This is a genomic window from Synechococcus sp. BDU 130192, from assembly GCF_963876085.1.
Classification (GTDB): domain Bacteria; phylum Cyanobacteriota; class Cyanobacteriia; order Cyanobacteriales; family MRBY01; genus MRBY01.
The window spans coordinates 19,580-34,263 of sequence record NZ_CAWNNO010000044.1; the positions used below are offsets into that span (position 1 = coordinate 19,580).

General features: G+C 49.5%; 16 protein-coding genes and 1 tRNA gene. 11 read left to right on the forward strand and 6 right to left on the reverse strand.

From position 1 onward, the window contains the following. Positions 1–249: 249 nt before the first annotated feature. The 5 genes from AACT35_RS10130 (at position 250) to rppA (ending at position 5,353) form a co-directional block, all read left to right on the forward strand. Positions 250–852: a DUF3611 family protein gene (locus tag AACT35_RS10130; protein ID WP_012305781.1), complete on the forward strand. Its 603-nt coding sequence runs from the start codon at positions 250–252 to the stop codon at positions 850–852. Positions 853–878: 26 nt separating this feature from the next. Next, positions 879–1,250, forward strand: coding sequence for a DUF565 domain-containing protein (locus AACT35_RS10135; protein WP_099239832.1), 372 nt, complete (start codon positions 879–881; stop codon positions 1,248–1,250). A gap of 129 nt (positions 1,251–1,379) precedes the next feature. Then, the gene (locus AACT35_RS10140) at positions 1,380–3,845 is read left to right on the forward strand and encodes an ATP-dependent Clp protease ATP-binding subunit (protein WP_062431746.1); all 2,466 of its coding nucleotides are present in this window, start codon (positions 1,380–1,382) and stop codon (positions 3,843–3,845) included. Positions 3,846–4,050: 205 nt separating this feature from the next. Next, positions 4,051–4,464 carry a DUF4278 domain-containing protein gene (locus AACT35_RS10145; protein WP_012305778.1) on the forward strand — a complete coding sequence of 138 codons (414 nt, stop codon included), beginning with the start codon at positions 4,051–4,053 and terminating at the stop codon, positions 4,462–4,464. Between the two features lie 205 nt (positions 4,465–4,669). Next, positions 4,670–5,353: a two-component system response regulator RppA gene (gene rppA, locus AACT35_RS10150; RefSeq protein ID WP_030006723.1), complete on the forward strand. Its 684-nt coding sequence runs from the start codon at positions 4,670–4,672 to the stop codon at positions 5,351–5,353. Here rppA and AACT35_RS10155 read toward each other — a convergent pair. The 4 genes from AACT35_RS10155 to psbZ form a co-directional block, all read right to left on the reverse strand. Further along, positions 5,350–7,737 (reverse strand): transglycosylase domain-containing protein, encoded by a 2,388-nt coding sequence (locus AACT35_RS10155; protein ID WP_254048036.1) that lies wholly within the window; start codon positions 7,735–7,737, stop codon positions 5,350–5,352. The genes rppA and AACT35_RS10155 overlap by 4 nt on opposite strands. Positions 7,738–7,933: 196 nt before the next feature. Beyond that, positions 7,934–8,005, reverse strand: a tRNA-Gly gene (locus tag AACT35_RS10160). Positions 8,006–8,104: 99 nt separating this feature from the next. After that, on the reverse strand, positions 8,105–8,581 hold the full coding sequence (gene ribH / locus AACT35_RS10165) for a 6,7-dimethyl-8-ribityllumazine synthase (RefSeq protein WP_012305775.1): 477 nt from the start codon (positions 8,579–8,581) through the stop codon (positions 8,105–8,107). A gap of 142 nt (positions 8,582–8,723) precedes the next feature. Next, positions 8,724–8,912 (reverse strand): photosystem II reaction center protein PsbZ, encoded by a 189-nt coding sequence (gene psbZ / locus AACT35_RS10170; RefSeq protein WP_012305774.1) that lies wholly within the window; start codon positions 8,910–8,912, stop codon positions 8,724–8,726. Positions 8,913–9,133: 221 nt separating this feature from the next. Between psbZ and murJ the strand changes: the two genes are divergently transcribed. Next, a complete protein-coding gene (murJ, locus tag AACT35_RS10175) occupies positions 9,134–10,735 on the forward strand; it encodes a murein biosynthesis integral membrane protein MurJ (protein WP_099239836.1) in 1,602 nt (533 codons plus the stop codon). A 25-nt stretch (positions 10,736–10,760) separates the two neighbouring features. On the opposite strand, the gene AACT35_RS10180 is transcribed toward murJ, so the two are convergent. Continuing rightward, the gene (locus AACT35_RS10180) at positions 10,761–11,639 is read right to left on the reverse strand and encodes a carbohydrate ABC transporter permease (RefSeq protein ID WP_099239838.1); all 879 of its coding nucleotides are present in this window, start codon (positions 11,637–11,639) and stop codon (positions 10,761–10,763) included. A 178-nt stretch (positions 11,640–11,817) separates the two neighbouring features. Between AACT35_RS10180 and AACT35_RS10185 the strand changes: the two genes are divergently transcribed. The 3 genes from AACT35_RS10185 to AACT35_RS10195 are packed head-to-tail and all read left to right on the forward strand — an operon-like array spanning position 11,818 to position 13,153. Then, positions 11,818–12,102: a hypothetical protein gene (locus AACT35_RS10185; protein WP_099239840.1), complete on the forward strand. Its 285-nt coding sequence runs from the start codon at positions 11,818–11,820 to the stop codon at positions 12,100–12,102. Further along, on the forward strand, positions 12,102–12,518 hold the full coding sequence (locus AACT35_RS10190; RefSeq protein WP_099239842.1) for a heavy metal-responsive transcriptional regulator: 417 nt from the start codon (positions 12,102–12,104) through the stop codon (positions 12,516–12,518). The genes AACT35_RS10185 and AACT35_RS10190 overlap by 1 nt, the downstream gene beginning before the upstream one ends. Beyond that, on the forward strand, positions 12,515–13,153 hold the full coding sequence (locus tag AACT35_RS10195; protein ID WP_099239844.1) for a bifunctional 4-hydroxy-2-oxoglutarate aldolase/2-dehydro-3-deoxy-phosphogluconate aldolase: 639 nt from the start codon (positions 12,515–12,517) through the stop codon (positions 13,151–13,153). The genes AACT35_RS10190 and AACT35_RS10195 overlap by 4 nt, the downstream gene beginning before the upstream one ends. A gap of 71 nt (positions 13,154–13,224) precedes the next feature. On the opposite strand, the gene AACT35_RS10200 is transcribed toward AACT35_RS10195, so the two are convergent. Continuing rightward, positions 13,225–13,611: an AbrB family transcriptional regulator gene (locus AACT35_RS10200; RefSeq protein ID WP_012305768.1), complete on the reverse strand. Its 387-nt coding sequence runs from the start codon at positions 13,609–13,611 to the stop codon at positions 13,225–13,227. 216 nt (positions 13,612–13,827) lie between these two features. Between AACT35_RS10200 and AACT35_RS10205 the strand changes: the two genes are divergently transcribed. Together AACT35_RS10205 and AACT35_RS10210 are read left to right on the forward strand one after the other, a co-directional pair. Next, on the forward strand, positions 13,828–14,271 hold the full coding sequence (locus tag AACT35_RS10205; protein WP_012305767.1) for an Rrf2 family transcriptional regulator: 444 nt from the start codon (positions 13,828–13,830) through the stop codon (positions 14,269–14,271). 10 nt (positions 14,272–14,281) lie between these two features. Beyond that, the gene (locus AACT35_RS10210) at positions 14,282–14,668 is read left to right on the forward strand and encodes a GFA family protein (RefSeq protein WP_065709872.1); all 387 of its coding nucleotides are present in this window, start codon (positions 14,282–14,284) and stop codon (positions 14,666–14,668) included. The last annotated feature ends 16 nt before the right edge of the window (positions 14,669–14,684 follow it).

Sequence of the window (14,684 nt, forward strand, 5' to 3'; positions counted from 1 at the left end):
GACCATCATAGCTTGTCCCCCTTCGCTGAGGATGCTGTAACCCTTAGTTCACTTGACTCCCATTGTTTGTTTCCGGCTGTTTGGTCACCATTGATCTTGGTGATAGGCATCAAATGCTAGACAAGGGAGTGTTGGTTAGAGTTAGGGGCGATCGCCTTTTCCCTTTTGGCAACCCAACAGTTGATATAAGAGAATGGAGCAAAAGCAAATTCTGACCCTGCAGACATAACCCCATCACCACAAACTCCTATGAAACGTGATTCCTACGGTGCTTTAGCGGGCGCATCGATCCCCGCCGCCATCCTCAGAGCCTCGGCCACCCTCAAACTCGCCGGTAATATTGGCTTCTGGGTACAGATTATCCTCGGTGTTGTCGCAGCGCTAATTCTCCTCTTTGCCAGTGCGAGCCTAGTCGGCAGTGATGCCACCAACGCCAACCAAGATATTCGCTTTAGCCAGGGAAGCAGCTTTGGGCTATTCTGTGCTGCCGGCGGTCTCATTGCCCTCATCGTGAGTATCTTTTTCTTCTTCCGCTACAAAACCATTGCCCGACTGATGCTCGCGGGTGATAGCTCCCTCCGGCCCAAGAAATCCTACACCATTCAAACCATTAAATTTGGTCTCTTGGCTAACCTCCTGGGTATGATGTTTGCGATCATTGGTGCCGAAGCCTTTGTGGGGCTCGTCCTAGGGAAATCCTTGACCATTCCCCAGGGGGCCGTTTTTTCCAATACATCCCAGCTCATTCAACCGAAAGATCTATTTATCATCCTGGCGAATACCCACACGATCGCCTCCCATTTCACCGGGATTGTCATTGCCCTCTGGCTCCTCGATCGATTGAATAAATAATGTCCTCACCGCTCCCGACGTGACCTATGCAACGCACCCGACTCAATCTCCTCCTGGGGGAAACCCTTGGGCAATTTACCAGTTTTTTTCAAAATCCATGGCGCAAGATGGCCTTGCTCGCCATTTTTCTCCTTTTTGGAAACTTTGTTGCGACGGTTTTTCCGCCGGCTGTCGGCCAAGCCATGGCTTGGGATCCGATAGTTGCCATTGGGATCATTTTTTTGGCTGAAGTGATCAACTTTCTCTACTACAGGCAAGGCGATCGCCAAACCATTGCCCAAAAAGCGGCCACAAACCCCACTGCGCCCCAGAGCCGACTCTTATTTCAACTGATGCATGTCTTCAAAATTGGGCTCCTGTATGGCCTCACTGTTTCCGCCGTTAACGTCGGTTCGTAGCGAATGTTACCAGAGCTTGCCAAGGGGGAGAAACCGTATCAGAATCAATTGTTCTAGGCATCAACCAAAAATTTCCCCTGTGCTAGAATCAACTCTACATAGGGACTAGCAGCAGGTAAAAAACAGGTCATGTTTGAACGCTTCACAGAAAAAGCTATTAAGGTGATTATGCTCGCCCAAGAGGAAGCGCGTCGCCTTGGTCACAACTTCGTTGGTACGGAGCAAATCCTCCTCGGTCTCATTGGTGAGGGGACTGGCGTTGCCGCTAAGGTACTCCGGTCTATGGGGGTTAATCTCAAGGATGCCCGCATTGAGGTAGAGAAAATTATCGGGCGGGGTTCTGGCTTTGTGGCCGTTGAAATTCCGTTCACGCCCAGGGCAAAACGGGTCTTAGAACTCTCCCTCGAAGAAGCTCGCCAATTGGGTCACAACTATATTGGTACGGAGCATTTGTTACTAGGCTTAATCCGTGAAGGGGAAGGAGTTGCTGCCAGAGTCCTCGAAAATTTAGGGGTTGACCTCTCCAAGGTACGTACCCAGGTAATCCGGATGCTCGGTGAGACCGCAGAAGTCGCAGCGGGTGGCGGTTCTTCCCGGAGTAATAAGACACCGACCCTAGATGAGTTTGGCTCGAATCTGACCCAACTGGCCAAAGACAGTAAGCTTGATCCCGTCGTTGGTCGTCAAAATGAAATTGAACGGGTAATTCAAATCCTTGGTCGCCGCACGAAAAATAATCCGGTACTGATTGGCGAACCAGGGGTCGGGAAAACGGCGATCGCCGAAGGTCTTGCCCAAAGAATTTCCAATGGGGATGTGCCTGACATCCTCGAAGAAAAGCGCGTTGTCACCCTCGACATTGGTTTGCTGGTTGCGGGCACGAAATACCGGGGTGAATTTGAAGAACGCCTCAAAAAAATCATGGACGAAATTCGCCAAGCCGGGAATGTGATCCTGGTGATTGACGAAGTTCATACCCTAATCGGTGCGGGTGCTGCGGAAGGGGCGATTGATGCCGCCAATATCCTCAAGCCTGCCCTCGCCCGTGGTGAACTGCAATGTATCGGTGCCACCACCCTTGATGAATATCGTAAACACATTGAGCGGGATGCGGCCCTTGAGCGGCGTTTCCAGCCCGTAATGGTCGGTGAACCTTCCGTCGAAGAAACCATTGAGATTCTCTTTGGTCTGCGGGAACGCTATGAACAGCACCACAAGCTTAAAATTTTAGATGAAGCCCTTGATGCAGCGGCAAAATTAGCCGACCGTTATATAAGCGATCGCTTCCTGCCCGACAAAGCCATTGACTTGATCGATGAAGCGGGTTCCCGTGTTCGGTTGATCAATTCCCAACTGCCCCCCGAAGCCAAGGAACTCGATAAAGAATTGCGCGATGTCCTGAAGCAAAAGGATGAAGCGGTGCGCTCCCAAGACTTTGATAAAGCGGGTGAACTGCGCGATCGCGAAATGGAAATCAAAACCGAAATTCGGGCGATCGCCGCCAGCCAAAAAGAGAAAAATAGCGACATCGATGCCGTGGTTGATGCTGAAGAAATCGCCCACATCGTCGCCTCTTGGACAGGCGTTCCTCTCAACAAACTCACCGAGAGCGAATCCACCAAACTGCTCAACATGGAGGATACCCTGCACCAGCGGCTCATTGGTCAAGAGGATGCCGTGAAAGCTGTATCCCGCGCCATTCGCCGGGCCCGTGTTGGCTTGAAAAACCCCAACCGCCCCATTGCCAGCTTCGTCTTCTCTGGCCCCACTGGGGTTGGTAAAACCGAATTAACCAAGGCTTTAGCTGCCTACTTCTTCGGTTCTGAAGATGCGATGATTCGCCTCGACATGTCCGAGTTCATGGAGCGGCACACCGTTTCTAAATTAATTGGTTCCCCTCCCGGCTACGTCGGCTACAACGAAGGGGGTCAGTTAACCGAAGCCGTCCGTCGTCGCCCTTACACAGTCATTCTCTTTGACGAAATCGAGAAAGCCCACCCCGACATCTTCAACATGCTGCTGCAAATCCTTGAAGATGGACGTTTGACCGACGCGAAGGGGCGCACCGTGGACTTCAAAAACACCTTGATTATCCTGACCTCCAACATTGGCTCTAAGGTCATTGAAAAAGGTGGCGGTGGCCTCGGCTTCGAATTTGGCGAAGATGCGGCAGAATCCCAGTACAACCGGATCCGTTCCCTGGTCAACGAAGAACTCAAGCAATACTTCCGTCCAGAGTTCCTCAACCGTCTCGATGAGATTATTGTCTTCCGCCAACTCAACAAAGAAGAGGTTAAAGAAATCTCCGAAATCCTCCTTAAGGACGTCTTCAAGCGCCTGACTGAGCAGGAAATTGAGTTGCAAGTTACCGACAAGTTTAAGGAGCGACTCGTGGAAGAAGGCTACAACCCATCCTATGGTGCCCGTCCATTACGTCGCGCGATTATGCGCCTGTTAGAGGATGTCCTCGCTGAGGAAATTCTTTCTGGCCGCGTTGGTTCTGGTGATACGGCGATCGTCGACATCAATGAAGAAGGTAAAGTGGCCGTCAGTAAAGCGGCAAAACCTTTGGAACTAGCCAAGCAACCTGGTTAACTGTGACCAATCTATAGCCTGTCGATAACCCTAACGTTAATTAAACCTAAGATGCCAAGAGGAGCTTTCGGGCTCCTTTTTTGTGGTTTGGTTATACGCAATCTAAGTAGAATCCTTAAGTTTTTCTGATTTTTTCGAGAAAATTTAGGAATTAATGTAACAATAGTTACAGAAAAAAGTTTTGAGGCACAGTGAGGAAATCTCTATGAAATTGACATATCGTGGTGTTTCCTATGATTCTCTTCCCGCAACCTTAGAAGTGACAGAAGGGGATATCTTGGGTCGTTATCGTGGACAAACGGTGCGGCGACACTGTGTAACGCAAACAGTTGATCGTCCGGATGTTGAGTCAGTACTCCTCCACTATCGGGGTGGCACCTACGCGATTCAGCAACCTGTGGTTAAAGCGACGGCCCAACAGCAACAGGAAGCGGCCGCTGCAGCTTGTCCGGTACGAGTCCCACAGCTCTCTAAATTAATGGGTCAAGACGCCCGGCGTGTGCACCTAGAAAATATGCGTCGCAGCTTAGAACGGCGGATCCGCACGGCCCAAGCCCAGGGGGACGAACAACTGATTACCCTGCTGCAACAGGAATCTAACGCTTTATCCTCGGTGTAAGGTGTGATTTTGATTTAAACTCTTTCTGACTCTGGTGATAGAACAAGGTAAATCTCCCCAGTAGTCGTAACAGTAAGAATAATGAATATTCGTTGGAAGTAGATGGAAGCTGCTTCCTTTTTTATTGGGAAAATGGTCGGCGATCGCCTTGGGTCAGGTTTCCTTCTTCGGGAATAATGGGAATCAAGGTGTTTTGGAAGTAACCATGCGCATTTTGTTGGTAGACGATGAACGGGAATTACGGGGCGCCCTGAGCCAAGTGCTCCAACGGGAAGGGCATACCGTAGCATTGGCAGAAACTGGCCAGCAGGGGTTAGAACTGGCCTGTGATCAAGAGTATGATCTACTGATTTTGGATTGGATGTTGCCGCAATATTCGGGGGTTGAAATCTGCCAACGGGTGCGATCGCTAGGCCGCACAACGCCTATTTTATTTTTAACGGCCAAGGATACGGTGGACGACCGGGTTTCTGGTCTGGATGCTGGTGCCGATGATTATTTAGTCAAGCCCTTTGAGTTGCGGGAACTGCTGGCCCGGGTGCGGGCTTTATTAAGGCGATCGCCGGGGGGAGAGCCACCTAATCGTTTAAAGATTGCCGATCTCGAATTAGATATCGCCAACCAAATGGCCTACCGTGCTGGCCGGGCCATCCGCCTCTCGGATCGGGAGTTGCAACTCCTGAGCTATTTTATGGAGCACCCAGCTCAACTCCTGACCCACGAGCAAATTTATCAACACCTCTGGCAAGATGGCGATGAATCTCCCAGCAGTAATGTGCTGGCGGCTCTGGTACGCTTGCTACGACGTAAGGTAGAAGCAAAAGGCGATCGCCCTCTAATCCACACCATTTACGGCAAAGGATATTACTTTGGCGAGCAGAATACCTAGGGAGCTGTTTCCTTCTTTTGAATGACAGGGGGAGCCGGCACATCAACATTCGTAGGAGCTGGTCTTGGGGCCGCAGGCGGACTCGGTGGCGTTGCGGTGGATGCAGGTCGATTATTCCTCGGTAAGGGGGCAAGGGGAGGCACAGTATCCGCCGGATCAGTGAAGTCAAAGGCCGGTGCTGGGGGCTTAATTTCATTGTCGACCACAGCTTTATTATCATTGTTCGTCGATGTTGTCGCCGCTGCCTCTGGGGTTGGGCGCTCATCAGAGGATGTTTCCGTGGTCTCTTGTGCTTCTGAATTTGTGGTGCTGGTTTTTTCTTCTGTATCTGTGGCAACGACCTTCGTTTTTTTCGCGCCCCCTTGGATTGGTTCTGCGGCAATAGAACCGACGCGATTATTCAAATTTGGTAATTTGGGAAAATCTTCCACCGTCATGGCCGCTGCAATTTGACGCATTGCATCACCCCAAAGGCGCGCCGCTGTACTACTGGCTCCCCAGGTGGGTTTATTATCGTCATTGCCGAGCCAAACCCCTGTTACCATTTGGGGGATGTAACCAATAAACCACAGGTCTCGCGCCTGATCAGAGGTGCCTGTTTTCCCGGCCACTGGACGACCAATATTCGCTTGGCTGCCGGTACCGCTACTCACGACATTGCGCAGCATATAGGTCATGATGGCGGCACTATCAGAATCGATAGCTTGGATCGGTTTGCGGTTCGCTTGGTAAACGACCTTGCCATTGCGATCAAGAATTCGACTAATGCCATACACAGGCTGATAAGCGCCACCATTTGCGAGGGTGCCATAGGCGGCGGTTAGCTCTAGTAAATTTACTTCCCAGGCCCCCAGAGCTAGGGAATAGGTGGGCTTCATCTCCGATTCAACGCCCATGCGGTGGGCGAGATTAATGATCGGGTCCCAACCCACATCAAGCATCACACTCAAGGCGATGGTGTTGATCGATTTTGTCAGGGCTTCTGTGAGGGAAACGGCTTGATTGCTGACGGTACCGGAATAGTTTTTCGGACGGTAGCCATCAATGGCAAATTCTTGGTCAACATAGGTTGCATTGGGAGACATCCCAGAGGCGATCGCCGCTGCATAGACAAACATTTTGAAGGTTGAACCAGGTTGCCGTTGGGCTTGGGTGACGCGGTTATATTGATTATTTTCAAAATCTAAACCCCCAACCATCGTTTTAATCTGGCCACTGCGGGGATCGATGCTCACCATCGCCGCCTGTTCAAAGCGTTGATAACGTCCGTAGTTCGTAATTCCTTCCGCCACAACCGCCTCTGACCACTCCTGCCATTGAGGATTTAAGGTCGTTTCAATGACAAAACTGCCCGTTTCCAACTGCTCTGGGGAAAGGTACCGTTTCAGTTCTGCCTTCACATAATCAGCAAAATAGGGGTATTTGCGCAGTAAACGTTGGGGCGTTTGCCGATTCGTTTCAATGGGGGTGGCGATCGCCGTTTCATACTCGGCCTGGGAAATATAACCCTCTTCCCACATCCGCTCTAGCACCTGATCCCGCCGTACCGTCGCCGCCTGGAGATTAACAAACGGTGAATATAAACTGGGGGCTGGCGCTAAACCCGCAATCATCGCCGTTTCCCCTAGGGTCAATTCTTCTAAATTTTTACCAAAATAAACCCAAGCCGCATCCGAGACACCATAGGCCCCGGAGCCTAGATAAACTAAATTTAGATAACTTTCTAGGATCTGCTCCTTGGAGAACTGTTCTTCTAATTTTGTTGCCAAGCGCATTTCCTTGACCTTACGCGCTAGGGTCATTTCCTGGTTCAAAAAGACAATACGCGCCACCTGCTGCGTAATGCTACTGCCCCCTTCTACAACTCTGCCTGCCCGAAAGTTCATGTAGGCGGCCCGTGCGACCCCCTGTAAATCCACCCCAAAATGCTCATAGAAGCGTCGGTCTTCACTGGCAATAAACGCCTCGGTTAAAGTCGTTGGTACGGCCCAGATTTTGACCCGATCATGGGAAACAGGCCCTACCTCTTCAATGACACTGCCATCGGCTGCTTGAATGGTGAGGGTACCCGGACGTGTATAAATTAAGATTTCATCGACATTTTCCGGTACCAGTGCCTCTAGTTCCTGCCAGCCCCGGTAGATAAGAAAACTGCCACTGCCAACCCCAAGCACAAGTCCCGCCAATAGCCAAAGCCGCCAACGTCGTCTTTTTGATTTTCGCTGTGGCTTTTGGGGTGATGCGCCGTTATCTGTAATGGTTTGTGGTAATTCTCCCCCGTCCATGGCTACCCTTTCAGCACCTTGTAAGTCATGGTCAGAGCTAGCCCCAGGTTGTGACCCACTCTGCAATTGATTGGTGTTGTCTTCTAGGGGTTGAGACACTGACTTTCTGACAAAATTAAACACGCCGAAATCCTCTAAGCATGGCTCGAATTAAGCGATATGGCTCATCGCAATCTTTGATTCGGAGCCAGTTTAACAAATGTGCTCGAATATTCCAGACAGTCTATAGCAAATCGCAACGATTGTACCAGGCCAATGATGAGGTTATTTTATTGTTTGATTAGTTTTTTAGTTAAGCGGGTAACGCGATTCGAACGCGCGACATTCACCTTGGCAAGGTGACGCTCTACCGCTGAGCTATACCCGCTTGCGTGCTGAGCACGTATACAACTATGCCAAGAAAAAACGAAGATGTCAAGGGTCTCGTTGATTTTTTTTGAGATCCCGTTGGCGATCGCCCCAACGCTTAAATTTTTCCCATCAGACTCGCCATTTCTAAAGCACTGAGAGCGTAGCCCCAACCGAGATTATTCTTAATCCCGGCCCGTTCGAGGGCCTGCTGCATGGTATCTGTGGTCAGGACGCCAAAAATAACCGGTACGCCCGTTTGGAATGCCGCCGCCGCAACTCCCTTGGAAACTTCAGCCGCAACGTAATCAAAATGGGGAGTATCGCCCCGAATCACCGCCCCAAGACAAATGATGGCATCGTATTTACCAGAATCGGCTAGTTTTTTGGCGACTAGGGAAATTTCAAAACAGCCGGGCACCCAAATGTAATCGATTTGTGCTCCTTCTGGATCGGTATTGACTCCATGGCGACGAAGACAGTCTTGGCAGCCTGCGAGGAGCTTGCTTGTTACCAGGTCATTGAAACGACCGATGACGATCGCCAATTTGAGCGCTTGGGTGTTGTCGTTATAGGTTCCTTCAAAGGTAGCCATAATGGATTGGTAGAGAAAAGGTGTAAAGGGGGAAATTAATAAAAAAATTAAGGTGCAATCACGTTGAGGTTGCCAACGCAGAAGATTGCACCTTGGGGGAGATCAGGGCCGTTCTGATCGCCAAACATAGGAATATGCGTGGTTAGATCACGAAAAAATTCAGGACACCGACGGCAATGACCAGAACAGTCCAAGCAATGGAACCGACAAAAATCAAGGATTTGGACTGTTCCCAGTTGGTGGGGGAAGCATAGGCAACGGGGACACCAATTACCATCAGGAACGAAAGGGCCACGAGGGCAGCAAGGGCAAGTTGGAATAAAATAGTCATTTTTTAAAATTCTCCCAAGACAGCAAGCAAATGGGGTTTATGGGCTTAGGATGCCAAATAGGGTTTTGAAAATCCTAAAGTTTTCATTGTTTATAGTAAGCTACCAGAAAATTGACCTTCTCTGGTAGATGGGGCCGCAAGTGATTCTCAAAGAAGGCATTCTCGGTGAGAATGGGAAAGCTTTTCGCTTTTTATTGTGTTTTTTAAATTCCTAAAAGATTGTGACTGATTCTCCTCGAAAGTCTCGTTCGCTAGCTGGTATTGCGGGGGTTGTGGCGATCGCCACCCTGATTAGTAAGGTATTCGGTCTAGTGCGAGAGCAGGCGATCGCCCGGGCGTTTGGGGTGGGGCCAGTGGTCGATGCCTATGCCTATGCCTACATCATTCCGGGCTTTTTGCTCATTCTCTTGGGGGGAATCAATGGGCCGTTCCACAGTGCCCTCGTGAGTATCTTGGCCAAGCGAGATCAAAAAGATGCTGCGCCCCTCGTAGAAACGGTTTCTACCCTGGTGACGGGGGGACTCCTGTTGATCACCGTTTTGCTGGTGGTCTTTGCGGGATTTTTCATTGACTTGGTAGCCCCAGGTTTAGAAGGAACGGTGCGGGAGTTGGCGATTTTGCAGTTGCAGATCATGGCTCCGTTGGCGGTCTTTGCGGGTCTAATTGGTATCGGCTTTGGGGTGTTAAATGCCTCGGATCAATATTGGCTACCGGGGATTAGCCCGTTGTTTTCGAGCCTCAGTGTGGTGATTGGGGTCGGCAGCTTGATCTGGATTTTGGGGGAACAGGCCAGCGCCCCCGAATATATGCAGTTGGGCTGTATTGTCCTGGCTGGAACGACCCTCGTTGGTGCGGTTTGGCAGTGGCTCGCCCAGGTGTTTGCTCAGTGGAAATCGGGCTTAGGTACCCTGCGGCCCCGGTTAGATCTCAATATTCCAGGGGTAAAAGATGTGATGCGGGTGATGTTGCCCGCCACCTTGTCTTCGGGAATGCTGCATATCAATGTTTATACGGATATGTATTTTGCCTCCTACATTGAGAGTGCGGCGGCGGCGATGCGCTATGCCAATTTCATCGTCCTCACGCCCCTAGGGATTATTTCCAACATGATTTTGGTACCGTTGTTGCCTGTGTTTTCGCGGTTGGCGGCCCCAGAAAATTGGGATGATTTAAAGATTCGCATTCGTCAGGGTTTGTTGCTCACGGCCCTTTCGATGTTGCCCCTGAGTGCAATTTTTGTCTCCCAGGCGCGGACGATTATCCGGATTATCTACGAATACAATGCTTTTGCGGCGGAAGCGACGGCCATTGTTGCCCCGGTCCTGATGGCCTATGGAGTGGGGATGTTTTTCTACCTGGGACGGGATGTGTTGGTGCGGGTTTTCTATGGCTTGGGGGATGGGGTCACGCCGTCGCGGATTAGTGTTTTTAATATCTTTTTGAACGCGTTTTTAGATTTTATTTTGGTAAACCAATTCCAGACACCGGGTTTGGTCTTTGCCACGATTGGGGTCAATGTCTTTTCTATCGTCATGATGCTTGGGATCTTAAATCGCCGCCTGGGTGGATTGCCCTTGGGAGAATGGGGCTTGAATTTGCTGGGCTTAACGGGGGCAGCGATCGCCGCTGGATTTGTAAGCTGGGGAATTTCTCTGGGAGTAGAATCCTTGAGTTTCGGCCAAAACCTCTATGTGCAGGGCTTGGAATTATTTGTGGCGATCGCCTTTTCCTTAGCCATTTTCTTTGGCCTCGCGAGTTTGTTGAAACTACCAGAACTAGAAATTTTTTGGCAGCGCATCAAAGGTAAGCTCAAGCGGGGTTAGGAGTGAAAGTTTGAGGAAATTTGGTTTAAAACCCCTGGTTTGTTTGGCGAGACAGATAAAGGTTGAAAATCGACAACACAAAAATCACCAAAAACAAGACTAGGCCAATGGTGCAAGCATAGCTAATCTCTAAATTTTGAAACGCCTGCTCATAGAGGTAATAGACCACCGTTTTTGAAGCGTTCAAGGGGCCTCCCTGGGTCATCACATAGATTTCTTCAAAGACTTTTGTCGCCGAAATTGCTGAAATCACCGACACCAGCAAAATGTAAGGACGCATCAAGGGCACCGTAATGTCTAAATGTTTGCGCCAACCGTCCGAACCGTCTAGGGAAGCTGCTTCATACAGTTCCGGAGAAATCGCCTGCAATCCTGCCAGATAGATCACCATGTAATAGCCCAGTCCTTTCCAAATGGTCACCAACATCACACTCCAGAGGGCGAGTTTCGGATCCGTGAGCCAAGGAATTCCGTCCCCTAAACCGATTTGTTTCAGAAGTTGATTAAAAAAACCGTTGGAGGCATACAGGGCGCGCCAGGCAATTCCCGCCACCACCAGAGAAACGATCACTGGGGTATAAAAAGCCGCCCGAAACCAAGTAATCCCCCGGAGACTTTGGTTCACCAAAATGGCCAAGGCTAAGGAAAAACTTACCAAGATCGGCACGACCCCAATTAGATACAGCACCGTATTACCTAAGGTTTTCCAAAATAGATCGTCCTGAAGCAGCAGGGCAAAATTTTTAAAGCCGATCCAACGGGGCGTTTGGGTCAGGTCGTATTGGTACTCGGTGAAACTAAGGTAAAACGCTTGGAGGGCTGGGAGAGCCACTGCTAGGCCCAAAATGGCAAGGGCTGGCAACAGAAAAAGATATGGCGTCAGGAACTTGGTTGAAAGTTTCATGGGGAATACCGGGGCGCAGAGTCAAAATGTATCTTAAGGCAAAAATCTAAGGTTGCCCGACATAGACGGTGATTTGGGGGCCGCTCCTGAACCAAGGAGAAGCGCCAATTTGTTAAGCTAAAGGTGATCATTATTCATTATTTTTCAGCCCCTGTGGAAAATTTCCCTGGAAAATTCTATGGCCCGTTTCAATCGACGAACTGTTAAGCGTTTATATCGCAAGGAGCCAGTGTCTAGCTTCTTGATTGTGATGGGTTTAATTGAGGTGGTAATTGGGGGTGTCGATGAGCATTGGGGTTTATTTACCATTGGTTTGGGATTTGTATTAGGGGCGATCGCCATTCGCTGGTCTCGTATCCGCCGCGATCAACGGGATCTCAATCGGGTTTTACCACGTCGTTATTTACCCCCCACGGAAGTAAATGTGCCGCTGCCCCAGTTGATGAACGAAAAACAACGCTAATGGTAACGGCAGATTATGGTCTTAAAATTGGGACAGTGGCCCAACAGAGTGGTTTACCGGTAAAAACGATTCGCTACTATGCGGATTTGGGGTTGTTGACCACAGTGATGGAGCGATCGCCAAAGGGTTATCGACTCTTTTCAGCGGCGGTCTTTGCTCGGTTGGCATTTATTAAACGGGCCCAATCCCTCGGTTTAAGCCTCGAAGACATTGGCAAGATCCTGACAGTACGCGACCAAGGAACCTTGCCCTGTGGGGTAATTAGGGAGTTATTAGAAGCGCAACTCCAAGAAATTAATCAGCAAATGGCCGCCCTGACGATCCTAAAGGGGGAATTACAGGGTATTCTGTCTGGTTGGCAAGATTTTTCCGATCAGCCCCAGCCCCCATCGACCATTTGTCCAAATTTGCAATGACCCCCCTCCAACAACGCTGGTTTGCACAACTCCGAGAACACCGGGCGATCGCCGTTATTCGGGCCACGGACTGGCAACTGGGGATAAAAATGGCTGAAACCGCGATTAACGGGGGATTAAAGCTCATTGAAATCACCTGGAATAGTGATCAAGCTGGCCACATCATTGCGACCCTGCGGGAAAAATTTCCCCAGGCAATCATCGGCACGGGCACGATCCTCACGCCCACAGATTTAAAAGAGGCGATCGCCTGCGGCGCTACCTTCGCTTTCAGCCCCCACAGTGACCGGGAGTTAATCCAGATTGCCCATCACCAGGATATTCCCATGGTGCTAGGCGCCTTAACCCCAAGCGAAATCTACCAGGCCTGGCATTGGGGTAGTGACGGCGTCAAGGTATTTCCCATTAAAGCCGTTGGTGGCGCTAGTTTTATCCGTTGTCTCCAAGCCCCTTTACCCCACATTCCTCTCATTCCCACTGGGGGCGTTAGGCTCACCAATGGCCCAGACTTAATCCAAGCCGGGGCGATCGCCGTTGGCCTTTCGAGCGATCTCTTTCCCCCCGCGATGCTCGCAAAACAAGAATGGCCGGAACTTAGCCAGCGACTCCAACAACATCACCCCAGTCAATGGTAATTTCCACAAAAAAACGACCCCCACCATGGCGATCGCTATCTCGATTTGTGCAGATTAATTCCTAGGAAAATTTAATCATCACCATCGGCACCCAGTTGTTTGAGGTGAATATGCTTGCGACCTAAAGAAATTTCAAATTCATCACCGGGCTGGAGTCCCATTTTTTTGGTGTAGGCAGACCCAATCAAAAGATTCCCATTGGACTGTACACTAATACGATAGGTGGCAGCACGACCACCCCGACCTTGGGCATTTGTATTGCTATCTAACTGCACCCCTTCTGCTTCGATGAGAGCGTTATAGAACTTCATCATATTGACACGTTCAACCCCATTCTTGGTGATCGTGTAATAGCCGCAAGCTCTTGCTTTTTCTTCTTTACTGTGGTTTTCAAGCTCCTTAACTTTTGCGAGCAGTGCATCACCGGTCAATGTTTCAATCTTTTTCTTTGTAGCCATTTACTTATTACGAATGAATGACGATAAATGAGAGTTATGGGATGAAGCCTGCGAATTCTTTTTTTACTTCGCTGCGCACCTTAAACTTTTAAATTAGCTGTTTCTCACGTTTATCTTACATTATTCTCTCTTAAAATAGAGGTTAAGACGATTTTTTTTGGCAAAAATAATCGCATTCTTTCCTAACATGCCAAAATTTTTTCAAAAAAGGTAGCCATGAAGCTAACCACTAGAGGTCATTACAGCGTTAAAGCTTTACTCGATATTAGTTTGCAACCCGGTTATGGCCCCACCTCCGTAAAGGCGATCGCCAAACGCCAAAACCTCCCTGCCCCATACCTTGAGAAGCTGTTGATTGAGATGCGTCGAGCCGGAATTCTTCGTTCAGTCCGTGGTGCCCAAGGGGGATATCAATTACTATCGAAACCCGAAGATATTTCCCTAGGTCAAATTCTCCAGGCCATCGGTGAAACCATTGAACCGCTCCCCCACCATGAACCCCACCCCGACCAAGCCGAAGATTGGGTTACCTTTAGTCTCTGGCAGCGGCTCCACCAAAAACTCCAAGAAGCCCTTTATAACATTACCCTTGCTGATTTGTATTACGACGCCCGCAGTTGGAAAGCAGCCCAGGGAGAAGCCACAAGTTTTGTTATTTGAAGTTTTTACAATGTCTAATTTTTCTACACCGAAACGTTATGGTGGTGGCTGTCATTGTGGTGGTGTTCGCTTCCAAGTCGCCTTGAGAAACTTTCAAGCCCTTGACTGTAACTGTTCTATTTGTCGCAAAAAAGGATTTCTCCATATCATTGTCCCCCAGGCAGATTTCCATTTACTCCAAGGACAAGATCTGCTAACGGCCTACCAGTTTAATACCCACCAAGCAACCCACCTTTTTTGTCGGCGTTGTGGCGTCCATTCTTTTTATCTACCCCGTTCCCATCCCGATAGTATCGATGTGAATCTGCGCTGTTTAGATGAAAATCTATTAGATGTCTTTGAGATTATATTTTTTGATGGGGAAAATTGGGAAGACAATCTCTCCCAAATCACCTAAAATCTGGATCCTGTGC

What these genes read in the sequence shown, in the direction of transcription:
- AACT35_RS10145 (WP_012305778.1), top strand. Translation starts at nt 4,051, where the DNA reads ATGAAATTGACATATCGTGGTGTTTCCTATGATTCTCTTCCCGCAACC.
- AACT35_RS10130 (WP_012305781.1), top strand. Translation starts at nt 250, where the DNA reads ATGAAACGTGATTCCTACGGTGCTTTAGCGGGCGCATCGATCCCCGCC.
- AACT35_RS10180 (WP_099239838.1), bottom strand. Translation starts at nt 11,639, where the DNA reads ATGAAACTTTCAACCAAGTTCCTGACGCCATATCTTTTTCTGTTGCCA.
- AACT35_RS10135 (WP_099239832.1), top strand. Translation starts at nt 879, where the DNA reads ATGCAACGCACCCGACTCAATCTCCTCCTGGGGGAAACCCTTGGGCAA.
- psbZ (WP_012305774.1), bottom strand. Translation starts at nt 8,912, where the DNA reads ATGACTATTTTATTCCAACTTGCCCTTGCTGCCCTCGTGGCCCTTTCG.
- AACT35_RS10210 (WP_065709872.1), top strand. Translation starts at nt 14,282, where the DNA reads ATGTCTAATTTTTCTACACCGAAACGTTATGGTGGTGGCTGTCATTGT.
- ribH (WP_012305775.1), bottom strand. Translation starts at nt 8,581, where the DNA reads ATGGCTACCTTTGAAGGAACCTATAACGACAACACCCAAGCGCTCAAA.
- AACT35_RS10190 (WP_099239842.1), top strand. Translation starts at nt 12,102, where the DNA reads ATGGTAACGGCAGATTATGGTCTTAAAATTGGGACAGTGGCCCAACAG.
- rppA (WP_030006723.1), top strand. Translation starts at nt 4,670, where the DNA reads ATGCGCATTTTGTTGGTAGACGATGAACGGGAATTACGGGGCGCCCTG.
- AACT35_RS10200 (WP_012305768.1), bottom strand. Translation starts at nt 13,611, where the DNA reads ATGGCTACAAAGAAAAAGATTGAAACATTGACCGGTGATGCACTGCTC.
- AACT35_RS10195 (WP_099239844.1), top strand. Translation starts at nt 12,515, where the DNA reads ATGACCCCCCTCCAACAACGCTGGTTTGCACAACTCCGAGAACACCGG.
- AACT35_RS10205 (WP_012305767.1), top strand. Translation starts at nt 13,828, where the DNA reads ATGAAGCTAACCACTAGAGGTCATTACAGCGTTAAAGCTTTACTCGAT.
- AACT35_RS10140 (WP_062431746.1), top strand. Translation starts at nt 1,380, where the DNA reads ATGTTTGAACGCTTCACAGAAAAAGCTATTAAGGTGATTATGCTCGCC.
- AACT35_RS10185 (WP_099239840.1), top strand. Translation starts at nt 11,818, where the DNA reads ATGGCCCGTTTCAATCGACGAACTGTTAAGCGTTTATATCGCAAGGAG.